The sequence below is a fragment of the Amycolatopsis sp. Poz14 genome (assembly GCF_006704225.1).
Lineage (GTDB): Bacteria > Actinomycetota > Actinomycetes > Mycobacteriales > Pseudonocardiaceae > Amycolatopsis > Amycolatopsis nivea.
In genome coordinates, this window is sequence record NZ_JACLHD010000001.1 from 8,183,176 (window position 1) to 8,195,794 (window position 12,619).

Here is a 12,619-nt window from a genome sequence, read left to right on the forward strand (position 1 = left end):
TGCTGGTCCGGACGCGGTTCGCGCATCAGGGCAGGACTTTTCGCCGGGGCCGGGCCGTTACGCCGAGGCGGGCCGTCGCTGTCGGGGCCAACGACTACGATGAGCTACGCGGACGAAGGGGACAGCGTGAACGATCTCATCGACACCACCGAGATGTACCTGCGTACCATCTACGAGCTCGAAGAGGAAGGTGTCGTCCCGCTGCGGGCCCGGATCGCGGAGCGCCTGCAGCAGAGCGGGCCCACCGTGAGCCAGACCGTGGCCAGGATGGAGCGCGACGGGCTGGTCGTCGTCGCGGACGACCGGCACCTGCAGCTCACCGACCACGGCCACGACCTCGCCGTCGCGGTCATGCGCAAGCACCGGCTCGCCGAGCGCCTCCTCGTCGACGTCATCGGGCTCGAGTGGGAGCACGTGCACAACGAGGCGTGCCGCTGGGAGCACGTGATGAGCGAGGCCGTCGAGCGCAAGCTGGTGAAGCTGCTCGACCACCCGACCACGTCGCCGTACGGCAACCCGATCCCCGGCCTCGACAAGCTCGGCGACGGCGATCCCGCGCCGCGCGCCGAGGACGGCCTGGTGCGCCTCGACGAGTTCGCCCGCACCGGCGGCGGCGAGGTGGAGATCCGCCGCATCGCCGAGCACGTGCAGCTGGACGAGTCGCTGCTCACCGAGCTGCGGACGGTCGGGATCGTGCCCGGCGGCCTCGTCACGGTCGGCAAGGCCGTCGGCGGCAGCGTCACCGTCGAGGTCAAGGGCACCGAAACCACGGCTCAGGTGTCCACCGCGGCGCTGCACGCCGTGCTGGCGCTCGCCAAGTGACCCCGGCTGCCGACGCGGCGCGCGCGTTCCAGGAAGTCCACGGGCGGGCCCCGGCAGGCGTGTGGTCCGCGCCCGGCCGGGTGAACCTGATCGGCGAGCACACCGACTACAACGACGGTTTCGTGCTGCCCTTCGCCCTCCCCCACCGGCTGGCCGCGGCCGCGTCCCCGCGCGAGGACGGCAAGCTCCGGGTCGCCACCCTCGGCGACGACGGGCAGCTGCAGCACTCCGGGCCGCACGACATCGCCGCGCTCGAACCGGGTTCGGTCGACGGATGGGCCGCGTATCCGGCCGGGGTGGCGTGGGTGCTGCGCGACCAGGGCTACGCGGGCGGCGCCGACCTGGTCATCGCGGGCGACGTGCCGTCCGGGGCGGGGCTTTCCTCCTCTCACGCGCTGGAATGCGCGGTTTCGCTGGCCCTGCTGGGCGTGGCCGGGGTGGAACTCGAAGACGGCGGAGCGGACACTCCCGCACGACCGGAGATCGCGCGCTGGGTGCAGCGGTCGGAAAACGACTTCGTCGGCGCGCCCACCGGGCTGCTCGACCAGACGGCGTCGCTGTGCTGCGAGGAGTCGCGGGTCCTGTTCCTCGACGTCCGCTCGGGCGAGATGGAGCAGGTGCCGTTCCCGCTCGGCGAGGCCGGGCTCCGGGTGCTGATCATGGACACCCGCACCAAGCATTCCCACACCGACGGCGGCTACGGCGCACGGCGGAGCGGAACCGAGCGCGCGGCGGAACTGCTCGGCGTGAAGGCCCTGCGCGACGTCGCGCTCGACGGGCTCGACGAGGCCCTCGCGCGGCTTCCCGAGGACCTGGTTCCGCTGGTGCGCCACGTGGTCACCGAGAATCAGCGGGTGCTCGACGTGGTCGCGTTGCTGCGCGAGAAGAAGCTCGCCGAGATCGGGCCGCACCTCGACGCCTCGCACGTGAGCATGCGCGACGACTACCGCATCTCGACGCCGGAACTGGACCTCGTGGTCGATTCGGCCCGCTCGGCCGGCGCGCTGGGCGCGCGGATGACCGGCGGCGGGTTCGGCGGCTCGGCGATCGCGCTGGTCCGCGACGAGGATCTGGACGCAGTGCGCACCGCGGTCGAAACCGCCTGCGAACAGGCCGGGTTCCGCCGCCCGCGGATGTTCACGGCGGTGCCGTCGCGCGGCGCGGGCCGCGACGAAGCCTGATTTCCGGAGCAACCCCCGGAGGGTCCGTCGCGTCGCTCTGAGGGGAGACTGTGCCGCAGAGTCGCCACCCCTCAGCAGAAAGGCCTTGACGTGACGGACCAGCAAAGCCCCCTGAAGCTCATCGTGACGGGCGGCGCGGGGTACGTGGGCAGCGTGTGCGCCGCCCGCCTCATCGAAGCGGGTCACCAGGTCACCGTCGTGGACGACCTGTCGACCGGGCACGCGGACGCGGTGCACCCGCAGGCGCGCTTCGTCGAGGGCGACGCCGCCGAGGTCGCCGCGGACCTGCTCGGCGAAGGTTTCGACGGCGTGCTGCACTTCGCCGCGAAGTCGCTGGTGGGCGAGTCGATGGCCGACCCGGCGAAGTACTGGGAAGGCAACGTGGTGACGTCGCTGCGGCTGCTGGAGGCGATGAAGAAGCACGGCACGCCGCGCCTGGTGTTCTCCTCCACCGCCGCGACCTACGGCGAGCCCGACGTGTCGCCGATCCCGGAAACGGCCCCGACGCAGCCGACCAACACCTACGGCGCGTCGAAGCTCGCCATCGACCACGCGATCACCAGCTTCGCCCGCGCCCACGGCCTCGCCGCGGTCAGCCTGCGCTACTTCAACGTCGCCGGAGCGTACGGCGCGTTCGGCGAACGGCACACCACCGAAACCCATCTCATCCCTCTCGTCCTCCAGGTCGCGACCGGCGACCGCGAGCACATCTCCATCTACGGCGACGACTACCCGACGCCGGACAAAACGGCCGTCCGCGACTACATCCACGTGGTCGACCTCGCCGACGCCCACCTCCTCGCCCTGCGCCACGCCGCCGCCGGCGAGCACCGCATCTACAACCTCGGCAGCGGCACCGGGTTCTCGGTGCTGGAGGTCGTGGAAGCCTGCCGCCGGGTCACCGGGCACGCGATCCCCGCCGTGGTGGCCCCGCGCCGCGCCGGCGACCCGTCGGTGCTGGTCGCGTCGAGCGACAAGGCCAACGGCGAACTCGGGTGGACGCCCAAGCTGACGGACCTCGACGGGATCGTGTCGGACGCTTGGCAGTTCACCCGGTCGCGTCAGTCCTGACGGCGGTTTCCGGCCGGGCTTCGCGAACTGCGGGCCGGATGTGCTTTTCGGTGCGGGGCGGGGATTCGGAGGGATCCCCGCCCCGGCATCGTTATGGCGAGCGTTGACCGAAAGTCCACTTAGGACTTACCGGCGCGACGGCAACTGGGCGACGCGGGCGGAATTCGCCTCGCGCGCTTCCAACTCCGGCATCCGTCATCTCATCCCCCTCGGCGCCCCCGGTCTTCGACCCTGGCCAGGATCCTCAGCGCTCCCCGGCTCCGGCGGCGGGGTCAGACCGAGATCGGCCACCGTGCTGAAGTCGGCTAGGCCGGTCAGTTTCGCTGGGTCCGTGCCGATGTTCCAGGCAGTCTGCAGCAGCTGCGCCACCAGATGTTCCGGGTCGGCTTCCACGGCGTTCGCCAGTGCCATCCCGGCTAGTGCGCCTTCCCCGCGCATCAAGGCGGTATAGCCGAGATGCAGTGCGGCTTCGGCTCGGTGCGGCGGGGGCAGTTCGCGGACCAGGGTCAGCCATACCTCCTCCGCCTCGCGGGTCAGCGACGTGTGCGGCGGGACCGCGAGGGCCATGCAGGCGTCGCGGATCGGGATGAGCATCAGCGCGTGGGCGAGGCGGACCGCTTGGTCGTCGTCGGGAGGGCCTTCGCCGTGGCGTTGGCGGAGGAATGCGGCGCGGAGTTCGGTTACCGCGGCGTCCAGGACGTCGCTCGCTGACATGTCCGGGCCGCACAACGGTTCTGGGGATGCCGCCAGCAAGTCGGCGCGGCGGGCGATCGCTTCCGGGGAGCGCGGTTCCAGCACCGCGGCCAGTTCTTCGCGGCTGCGGAAGACGACAAAGCCAGCCTCGGTGGTCGCGGCGGCGAGGACGGTTTCCTGCGGATCTGGCAGCACACCGCCGCAGTCCGGGTCCCGGTAGCACAACCATGGCGCGCCGGGTTCGATCTCAGGGGTCCACAGTGCGTGGAACAGGCGGAGGTTGTGCCGTGCCAGGCCGCGTTCCAGTTCGGCCGCGAGTGTCTGGTGGGGTGGGCCGTTTTCGTCTGCTGAACCGCCGACGATGACGGCGGTGACGCCGTTGTGCTCGGGGTCGTCGAAGCGCGGGATCAGCGCATCCGCTTGCTGTGCTTGGAGTTCTCGCGGCGGGAGGTCGGCGCGCACCATCAGGCCGATCGTCGTGCCGGGGACGCGGTGGCCCAGCAGCACAAGGGAATCAGCGGGACGGAAACCGAGGAGGTACGGGAGCGAGGCGATGAGGTCGGCCGGGTTGCTGAGGGTGGCCCGGGAGATGCCGGGCGGCGTCGAGGTGGTCACGCCTCCACTCTGCGCCGCGCACAAGCGAATCGGGGCCGGCAAAGCAAATCTGTGGACCACAGCAGGCAGTTGTGGACAACCAGGTCCCGAGTGAAGAGGACCGAAGGAAATTGTCGGTGCCGTGTGCATCAAAGACGAGCGTCCACAATAGACAAAAATGCTGCCGGAGCCGATCGGGCTCCGGCAGCATTGTCAGAGGAAACTCAGCCGCAGTGTTCGAACGGGCTCTCGTACGCGGACGAGCCGACCGAACCTCCCCACCTGACGCACGTCGAACCGGCGCTCTTCTTCACCGGGCCGGCGTAATAGGTGAAGTTCCCGGAATCCGTCGCCCTGGTCGAGCCCTTCACCTCCAGGAACGCCGAAACCGGGCTGGCCGTCCCGAGGGAGACCGCCTTCAGGGTCGTCACGCAGTTCTCTTTGGAGGACGAGTTGTACAGCAGATACGCGGTGCCCGCGGTCCCCAGCGCCTGCTGGTCGATCACCGAGAAGCCCGACCCGCACACCTGCGTCGCCGAGTACGGGTTGCCGCCGCAGCCGTTCTTGCTCGTGAAGTCCTTCTTGCCGTAGTACGGCACCGCGACGCCGTTCAGCACGGCCTTCTGCGTCACGCCGTTCAAGTTCTCCTCGAAATGCAGATGAGGCCCGGTCACGCCGCCGGTCGCGCCCGCCTTGCCGATCTCCTTGCCCTGCCCGACGCTCTGGCCCACCGAGACTTCCTGCTCGGACAGGTGCGCGTACCGGGTCCGCCAGCCGCCGCCGTGGTCCAGTTCGATCCAGCGGCCGTAGCTGGTGCTGCCCTCGTTCGCGACGCGGGTGACCGTCCCCGGCGCGGCCGCGAGGACCGGCATGCCGGTGATGCCGGACTTCTGGAAGTCGACCGAGTTGGCCGGGTTGTGGCCGCTGAAGGTCGCCGCGGTGACCGTGACGCCGCATTTGAACGGCACCTGGAAGTTGGGGGCCGCGGACGCCGTCGACTGGGCGGCGAGCGTCAGGCCGCACGCGGGCAAGGCCACCGCGGCCGCGACCGCCGCGAACCGTCTCAATCTGGACATGGGGCGTACCTCCTGGTGGGGGAAATGTCCGAGCGCCTCCAGCCAAGCCCGAGCCAGTACATTTTCCGTACAAGACGACTCGGGAGGGCCCATGGGCACACCGGCGGCCTCGCTCGCGAAGGCGCGGCGGCGGTTCGAGGGCGCCGACTGGGTGCGCTGGGGCGTGCTCGCCGTGCCGGCCCTGTTCGCCATCCCGAACGCGCGCCCCTGGTCGTGGCCGCTGATCGGGCTGGTCCTCGTCCTGTCCGTCCCGGCGCTCTGGCTCACCCGCGAGTCGCGGCCGCGCTGGCTGATGCCCGCGACCATGATCGCCGTCGTCGCGGGGGCGGGCGCGCTCTGGATCCTGCAGCCAGGCAGCTGGACCTCGACGACGATGTTCGGCGCGACCTTCTACGCCCTGCGCGTCTCCGGCCGGATCGCGGCGGCGATCTCGCTCGCCGCGGCTTCGGCGACGATCCTCGCCTGGTCGATCGTCTACGACCTCGACTGGCTGAACGCTGTCGCGCTCTTCGCGATCCTCGTCGTGATGGTGCTGCTCGCCGCCAACCGCCGGAGCCGCGCGGAACGGCTGGAACAGACCGAGCTCGCGCTCGCCAGGGCCCAGACCGCCAGCGAGGAGCACGCCCGCGCGGCCGCGCTCGCCGAACGCACGCGCATCGCTCGCGAGTTGCACGACGTCCTCGCGCACTCGCTCGCCGGTCTCGCGCTCAACCTTCAGGGCGCACGCCTGATGATGGTTCGCGACGGTGCGAGTGAAGAGTCTCTCGCGCAGATAGAACGCGCGCAGAAGCTGGCAACCGACGGTCTCGCCGAAGCACGCAAGGCTGTCGCTGCGCTGCGCGAAGACGCCGTACCAGTCGAGCGCTCGGTCTCGGACCTTGTCGCCGCGTACAGGCTCGACACCGGCTCTCGCGCCGACCTCGTGATCGAAGGCGAACCGCGCGAGCTGGACGCAGCTGTCGGCACGACGCTCGTACGCGCCGTACAGGAAGCCCTGGCGAACTCGCGCAAACATGCCGCAGGTCCCGCTGTAGACGTCACGGTGGCCTTCAAGAACGAAGAAGTCGACTTAACGATCATCGACCACCAGGGCCGCCGTCCGCTGGAGCCGCCGTCGCCGGGATACGGTTTGCGAGGCATGGGCGAACGGGTCGCGCTGTTGAACGGGAAGCTCGAATGCGGCCCTGGGGAGGACGGATGGCGGATTCAGCTGACGGTGCCGGCGTGACGCTGCGCGTGGTGCTGGCCGACGATCAGGCTGTAGTGCGCGAAGGTCTCGTCACGCTCCTCGGGCTGCTGCCCGGCATCGAGGTGGTAGGCGCGGCCGTAGACGGCGTACAGGCTCTCGAGCTGGTCTCCGAGCATCAGCCGGACGTACTGCTCGTCGACCTGCGCATGCCGCACCGCGACGGCGTCGAGACGACTGAACTGGTGCGCGCGCAGCATCCGAAGACTGAAGTCGTCGTCCTCACCACGTACGCCGACGACGACTCACTGCTCGCCGCGCTCAAGGCCGGTGCTCGCGGGTTCCTCACCAAGGACGCCGACGCTGAAGCGATCGCCCGCGCCCTCCGCTCAGCGGCCGCTGGTCAGTCCACTGTGGACGGCGCGCTCCAGCAACGGCTGGTAGCCGCCGCGACGAGCCGCGCGCCGGTGCGCACGAAGGAACTGGAAGGCCTCACCGCGCGCGAAGTCGAGGTGTTGCGGCTGATCGCGGCCGGCCTGTCGAACACGGAGATCGCGCGCACCCTCGTGGTCAGCGAGGCGACGGTGAAGACGCACGTCAACCACTTGTTCTCCAAGGCAGGCCTGCGCGACCGCGCGCAGGCCGTCGCCTTCGCCTACCGCGCCGGGATCGCCGAGTAGAACGCCTTCTTCCCGCCGACGATCGGCAACGTCACCGTCGTCCCGGTCAGGTCCAGCGACAGCCCGGCACCCGGCTGCGGCCGCAGCGTGAAGTCGTGATCGCTGGACGCCAGCACGAACTCCAGACGGTGTCCGACAGCCACGATGTAGTCCTTCGGCATCAGCGAAACCTCGATGCGGTACCGCTGTCCGGGGGTGATCGGCGAGGTGACCGACGGGCTGATCCGGTTCTGCGGATCCGTCCAGCCGCGGCTGATCACGTGGGAGGTGCCGTCCGGCGCGCGGTCAAGCAGCACCGCGGTGACATTCGCGGCCGGACGATCGAACGACAGCCGAAGCTCGGCCTTCGCCGTGCCGGACAACCGGACCGGCTCCGTGGTCGCGGAAGTGCGGTAGCGCAAGCGGTTCCCGGACGACGCCGCGTCGGCGAGCTGTTCGATCTTCTTGCTCGCGTCGTCGGCCAGCGTTTCGACGGTCGGACGGCCGGGCACTGGCTGCCGGTCGAGTGCCCCGGTCGAACGTCCGCCCGGCCACGGGTGCAGTTCGACGTCGGAAGTGCCCGGCGCGGGCCAATCGGCCTCGTCGACCCACGACTTGTCCTCGCGCTGAATGGTCGCCTTCGGCTCGCGTTCGATGCCGTTGTCGACCCCGTAGAGGTAGTGCGACATCCACTTGTTCAGCGTCGTGAGCCAGACGTCGCGGCGCAGCGAGATCGGGTCCGCGTGGCCGGACTGGTGCAGCCAGATCTTGTGCTCGACGCCGTGCTTCTTCAGCGCTTCGTACCAGGTGGCGACCTGCTCGGTCTTCACGTTCCAGTCGTTCAGCCCGTGCACCGCGAGCACCGACGCGTGGACCTTGCCGACGTCGTTGCGGTAGTTCCGCACGTCCCAGAACTTGCTGTAGTCCCCGGTCAGCCGGTCCTGCGCGGCAGTGAGGCCGTCGAGCACCGGACGGCAGACCTGCTGGTCAGCGCGCGAGTAGACGTAGCCGGCGAGCACGTCCGTGTCCTCGCCCTGGTAGCCGCCGGGGGCCACGACCGCGCCGGCGTTGCGGTAATAGCCGTACCAGCTCGAAATGGCGGCGATCGGCACGATCGTCTCGAGCCCTTCGACGCCGGTGCTGGCGACCGCGTTGGGCAGTGTGCCGTTGTACGACACGCCCATCATGCCGGTCTTCCCGGTGCTCCAGCTCGCCGCGACGGGCGCTCCGGCCTGGTCGTGCGCGGCAGCGCGGCCGTTCAGCCAGTCGACCACCGAACGCGCACCGATCGTCTCGTTCACGTCGCCCGTCGTCGGGCAGCCGGTGGACAGCCCGGTGCCGAGGGATTCGCCGTACACGACAGCGAATCCGCGCGCGGTGAAGTAGTTCTGGTAGCTCCAGCCGATCGGTGCCGCGACGTGCGGACCCGGCACGTACAGCTCGGTGTCGACGTTGTGGTTGGGTACGTCGTTGCCGCCCGCGAAGTACGGGCTCGCTTCGTACACGACCGGCACCTTCATGCCCCGCTCCGTGGCGCGCGGACGCACCACTTGCGCGTGTACGAGGTCAGGCTTGCCGTCGTGGTCACTGTCGACGGGCGCGGTGACCCAGACGTCTTCGCGGATGACGTCAGCCGGATCGAAGACCGGCTGCGCCTGGCCGTCGGTGAAAACCGGCGCTGGCGGCGAAGCAGCTTCAGCGACCGCGGGCACGGACAACGTGGCCACTGCGACGAAAACGGCAGCGACCCGAGCGGCAACTCCCACCAGAACCCCCAAGCTGGACGAAGCAGGCGAGCAAGTTGAGAGTTCCGTCAACCGCAACTCGCGTCAACCGACTAACGTCGGAGCCATGGACGCACCGATAGTCACGGTCACGGTCTATCCGCAGCACGCGCGCGTCACCCGCCGCTGTCAAGTCACTCCGGCCGACGGGTCCCGCGTAGAGATCACGGGTCTCCCCTTGTCGCTCGACGCTGCTTCAGTGCGCGTCAGCGGCGCGGGCGACGCGTTGGTCACGGGCGTCGACGTCGCGTACGCGCAACACGCCGCGCCTGCGGACCCAACGCTGCGCGCGCTCGTGGAGCAGCGTCGCGCGGACCAAGCGACTGTCGACGAGGTTGCGGACGACGAGAGCGCAGCGGCTGCGCGCGTCGACCTGTTGACCGGCGTCTCGCGACGCAGCGGAGCAAGCTTCGCGAAGGCGTTGGCTGGCGGCGATGCAGAACCGGGGCGTGTCCAGGAAGTGAGCGAAGCGCTCAGCACGCAATTAGCCGCAGCGCTCAAGGAACGTCGCGCGCTCGCCACGAGGCTGGAACGGCTGCGCGAAGACCTCGCCGCGCTAGACCGCCAGATCGAAACTCGCAGCGCACAGTCCGAACAGGACAGTTCGACCATCGTCGTGGAGCTGGAATCCCCTGCCACCGCGGAAATCGAACTGTCCTATGTGGTCCCCGGCGCGCGCTGGGAACCCGGGTACGACGTGCGGGTGCGCGGCACCGACGTCACCGTCACCTCGTACGGGCTGGTCAGCCAGCACACCGGCGAGGACTGGCCGGAGTGCGAGCTGACGCTGTCCACCGCGCGCCCGGCGAACACCGTCGTGATCCCGGAGCTCCAGCCCTGGTACCTGGATCGGCAGCAGCCGGAACGGCGCTCGATGGTGCCGCCCGCACCCGCCGCGATGGCGGCCTACGGCGGTGCCGCGCCCGCCGGTCGGGACGGCTTCGCCGCGCACCTCTCCGAAGTCGAGCAAGGCGCCACCGCGGTCACCTTCCGGCCCGCTCGCCCGGTCGCGATCCCGTCCGGCGCGCAAGGTCACCGGACGACGCTCGCGCAGCTGGACTTCACCGCGGAACTGGACTACGTCACCGCGCCGACGCAGGCCGAAGAGGCTTATCTGCGCGCGAAGGTGGTCAACACCGGCGAGCACACGCTCCGCGCCGGTCGCGCCGCGGTGTTCCACGAAGCCGAATTCGTCGGCAGCACGCAGCTGGAACTCTGGGCTCCCGGCGAGGAACGCGAACTCGCGCTGGGCGTCGACGACCGGATCCGCGTCGAACGCGAACTGGTGAAGCGCAGCGCCAGCAAGGCGACGTTCTCCGCGCAACGCCGCCGCGAAGCCGATTACCAGACGACGGTGACCAACCACAGCCCCCGCGAAGCCGTGGTGGCCGTGCTGGACCAGGCCCCGGTCTCGCGGGACGACGCGATCACCGTGCGGGACCTGCGGCTCAGCCCGGAGCCGGTCGAGCGCACCGAGCTGGGCCAGTTCACCTGGCGGCTCACGATCGCGCCCGGGGCGTCCGCGACGGTCTCTCTCGGCTACCGGGTGGACGTCGCGAAGGGCGTCGAACTCAGCGGCTGGCGCGAGTGAGCGCTCAGCCCTGCGAGATGTAGGCCTCCAGCTGTTCCTGGCTCTGTTCCAGCTGCTCCATCCGGATTTTCACCACGTCGCCGATGCTCACGATGCCGGCGAGGCGCCCGCCGTCGAGCACCGGCACGTGCCGGATCCGCCGTTCGGTCATCACGACGCTGAGCTGGTCCACCGGATCGTCCGGGGTGCAGCTGGCGACCATGGTGGTCATGATGTCCGCGACCGGCCCTTGCAGGACGGCGGGCCCGTGGTCGTTGAGCTTGCGCACGACGTCGCGTTCGGACACGATCCCGGCGATCCCGCCCTCGGCGTCCACGACGACCATCGCGCCGACGTTGTGCCGGGCGAGTCCCGCCAGCAGCTCGGCGACCGTCGTCCCCGGCGACACAGTGGCGACCGTCGCGCCCTTGCGCTGAAGCACATCCGCAATCCGCATGGCGATGCCCTCTCCTCGGTGAGTCGGGTCACATCAGGTTAGGGCCCCGGTGCCGACTGCGAAAGTCCAGCGGGACGCGTCCGTTCGTGGTAACAGGCTCAGCCGTCGAACACCCGGCGCAACCGGGCGAGACCGGGTCCGATCTCCTCCGCCGCGATCGCGCCGTAGCCGAACAGCAGCCCGTGCCGCCGCGACGCCACGGAGAAATCGCCGAGCGAAAACAGCCGCACGCCCGCCCCGGACGCCTTCCGCGCGAAGCCGCGCAAATCCCGGTCCGCCGACGCGCTCAGGTGCAGACCCGCCGACGCGGGAACCGGCTCCAGCACGTCGGCGAATTCCGCCCGGAGGCGGTCGACGAGGAGGTCGTGGCGGGTGCGGTAGATGCCGCGCATCCGGCGGACGTGCCGGGCGAACCCGCCTTCTGCGATGAACGCAGCCACCACGGCTTGTTCGATGCCCGGGGAATGCCAGTCGGCGAGGTATTTCGCCTTCACGATCGCTTCCGCCAGAGCGGGCGGCGCGGCGAGGAAACCCAGTCGCAGCGCGGGAGACAGGACTTTCGAGAACGAGCCGACGTAGACCACTCGGCCGTGAGAATCCAAGCTGTGCAACGGTTCCAGCGGTCGCCCGGAGTAGCGGAACTCGGTGTCGTAGTCGTCCTCGACCACGACTGCGCTGTTGTCCTCGGCCCAATCGAGCAGCTCTCGTCGGCGAGACGGCGACATCGCGACACCGAGCGGGTACTGGTGCGACGGCGTCACGTGCACCAGTCGAGTGCCCCGCGGGATCGCGTCGACCACGAGGCCCTCGTCGTCCACCGGAACCGGCGCGACGCGCACCCCGAGCGTGCCCAGCAGCAGGCGCGGCGGCGGGTAGCCGGGATCCTCGACGGCAGCCAGGTCGCCGGGTCGCAAGAGGACGCGGGCGACGAGGTCGATCGTCTGTTGCGCGCCCGAAGTGATCACCAGGTGCTCCGGGCGCACGCGAACGTTCCGGGACACCGCGAGGTGCCGCGCGAGTTCGGTGCGCAGCCGGGGATCGCCCTGGGGTTCGCCGTAAGTCATCAGTTCGGCGTGGGAGCTGCGCAACGCCTGGGTCGTCAGCCGACGCCAGGTGTCGAACGGAAACAGCCGCACATCCGGTACTCCGGCACGGAAATCGAACTCCGGCGGGTTCGTGAACGCTTTCGGCGGCGCGGGCACGTCTGTCCACTCTGGACGCGGTTGGACGCCCTCGGCGAACCCGGTCGGTTCGGCGGGCCGCGGCGCGGCACCGGCGCGCACGTAGGTACCTGCGCCGACTCGGCCGGCGAGGAATCCTTCCGCGGTGAGGCGTTCGTACGCCGCGGTGACGGTGGTGCGCGAAACCGCCAGCTGGCGTGCCAGTTCCCGGGTCGGCGGCAGCACGTCGCCGTCGCGCAGCCGCCCGTCGAGCACCGCTTCGCGGATCTGGCGGTAGATCTCGTCGCGATGGCCGCGAGCGCCGGACAGGTCCAGGTGCAGGTCCACGCGTCCAGCCTAGATTGG

Annotated in this window: 11 protein-coding genes; 6 read left to right on the plus strand and 5 right to left on the minus strand. The window is 70.0% G+C overall.

Features of this window, described 5'->3' with window-relative positions; genetic code table 11:
• The first annotated feature begins 99 nt into the window (after positions 1 to 99).
• The 3 genes from FKO37_RS37950 to galE all read left to right on the plus strand — a co-directional run bounded on the left by FKO37_RS37950 (position 100) and on the right by galE (position 3,074).
• Complete coding sequence (locus tag FKO37_RS37950; RefSeq protein ID WP_078870312.1) at positions 100 to 822, plus strand: metal-dependent transcriptional regulator; 723 nt, start codon at positions 100 to 102, stop codon at positions 820 to 822.
• Positions 819 to 2,003: a galactokinase gene (galK, locus tag FKO37_RS37955; RefSeq protein ID WP_238607594.1), complete on the plus strand. Its 1,185-nt coding sequence runs from the start codon at positions 819 to 821 to the stop codon at positions 2,001 to 2,003. Before FKO37_RS37950 ends, galK begins: the two co-directional genes overlap by 4 nt.
• A 90-nt stretch (positions 2,004 to 2,093) precedes the next feature.
• Positions 2,094 to 3,074 (plus strand): UDP-glucose 4-epimerase GalE, encoded by a 981-nt coding sequence (galE, locus tag FKO37_RS37960; RefSeq protein ID WP_238607595.1) that lies wholly within the window; start codon positions 2,094 to 2,096, stop codon positions 3,072 to 3,074.
• 195 nt (positions 3,075 to 3,269) lie between these two features.
• Here galE and FKO37_RS37965 read toward each other — a convergent pair whose 3' ends face one another.
• Together FKO37_RS37965 and FKO37_RS37970 are read right to left on the minus strand one after the other, a co-directional pair.
• Complete coding sequence (locus tag FKO37_RS37965; RefSeq protein WP_238607596.1) at positions 3,270 to 4,382, minus strand: DUF4192 family protein; 1,113 nt, start codon at positions 4,380 to 4,382, stop codon at positions 3,270 to 3,272.
• A 203-nt stretch (positions 4,383 to 4,585) separates the two neighbouring features.
• Positions 4,586 to 5,437, minus strand: coding sequence for a M23 family metallopeptidase (locus tag FKO37_RS37970; RefSeq protein ID WP_037809802.1), 852 nt, complete (start codon positions 5,435 to 5,437; stop codon positions 4,586 to 4,588).
• Between the two features lie 91 nt (positions 5,438 to 5,528).
• Here FKO37_RS37970 and FKO37_RS37975 point away from each other — a divergent pair, with 91 nt between their 5' ends.
• Both FKO37_RS37975 and FKO37_RS37980 read left to right on the plus strand, forming a co-directional pair.
• Positions 5,529 to 6,665, plus strand: coding sequence for a sensor histidine kinase (locus FKO37_RS37975; RefSeq protein ID WP_238607597.1), 1,137 nt, complete (start codon positions 5,529 to 5,531; stop codon positions 6,663 to 6,665).
• Entirely contained in the window at positions 6,662 to 7,303 is a 642-nt protein-coding gene (locus tag FKO37_RS37980) for a response regulator transcription factor (protein WP_238608397.1), read from the plus strand. The genes FKO37_RS37975 and FKO37_RS37980 overlap by 4 nt, the downstream gene beginning before the upstream one ends.
• On the opposite strand, the gene FKO37_RS37985 is transcribed toward FKO37_RS37980, so the two are convergent.
• Positions 7,279 to 9,048 carry a Xaa-Pro dipeptidyl-peptidase gene (locus tag FKO37_RS37985; RefSeq protein WP_238607598.1) on the minus strand — a complete coding sequence of 590 codons (1,770 nt, stop codon included), beginning with the start codon at positions 9,046 to 9,048 and terminating at the stop codon, positions 7,279 to 7,281. The two genes, FKO37_RS37980 and FKO37_RS37985, sit on opposite strands and share 25 nt — an antisense overlap.
• A gap of 85 nt (positions 9,049 to 9,133) precedes the next feature.
• Between FKO37_RS37985 and FKO37_RS37990 the strand changes: the two genes are divergently transcribed.
• Positions 9,134 to 10,657, plus strand: a complete 1,524-nt coding sequence (locus tag FKO37_RS37990; protein ID WP_037809800.1) for a DUF4139 domain-containing protein — start codon at positions 9,134 to 9,136, stop codon at positions 10,655 to 10,657.
• A gap of 4 nt (positions 10,658 to 10,661) precedes the next feature.
• On the opposite strand, the gene FKO37_RS37995 is transcribed toward FKO37_RS37990, so the two are convergent.
• Both FKO37_RS37995 and FKO37_RS38000 read right to left on the minus strand, forming a co-directional pair.
• On the minus strand, positions 10,662 to 11,093 hold the full coding sequence (locus FKO37_RS37995) for a CBS domain-containing protein (protein WP_037809798.1): 432 nt from the start codon (positions 11,091 to 11,093) through the stop codon (positions 10,662 to 10,664).
• A gap of 98 nt (positions 11,094 to 11,191) precedes the next feature.
• Positions 11,192 to 12,601 carry a PLP-dependent aminotransferase family protein gene (locus FKO37_RS38000; RefSeq protein ID WP_238607599.1) on the minus strand — a complete coding sequence of 470 codons (1,410 nt, stop codon included), beginning with the start codon at positions 12,599 to 12,601 and terminating at the stop codon, positions 11,192 to 11,194.
• Positions 12,602 to 12,619: the final 18 nt, after the last annotated feature.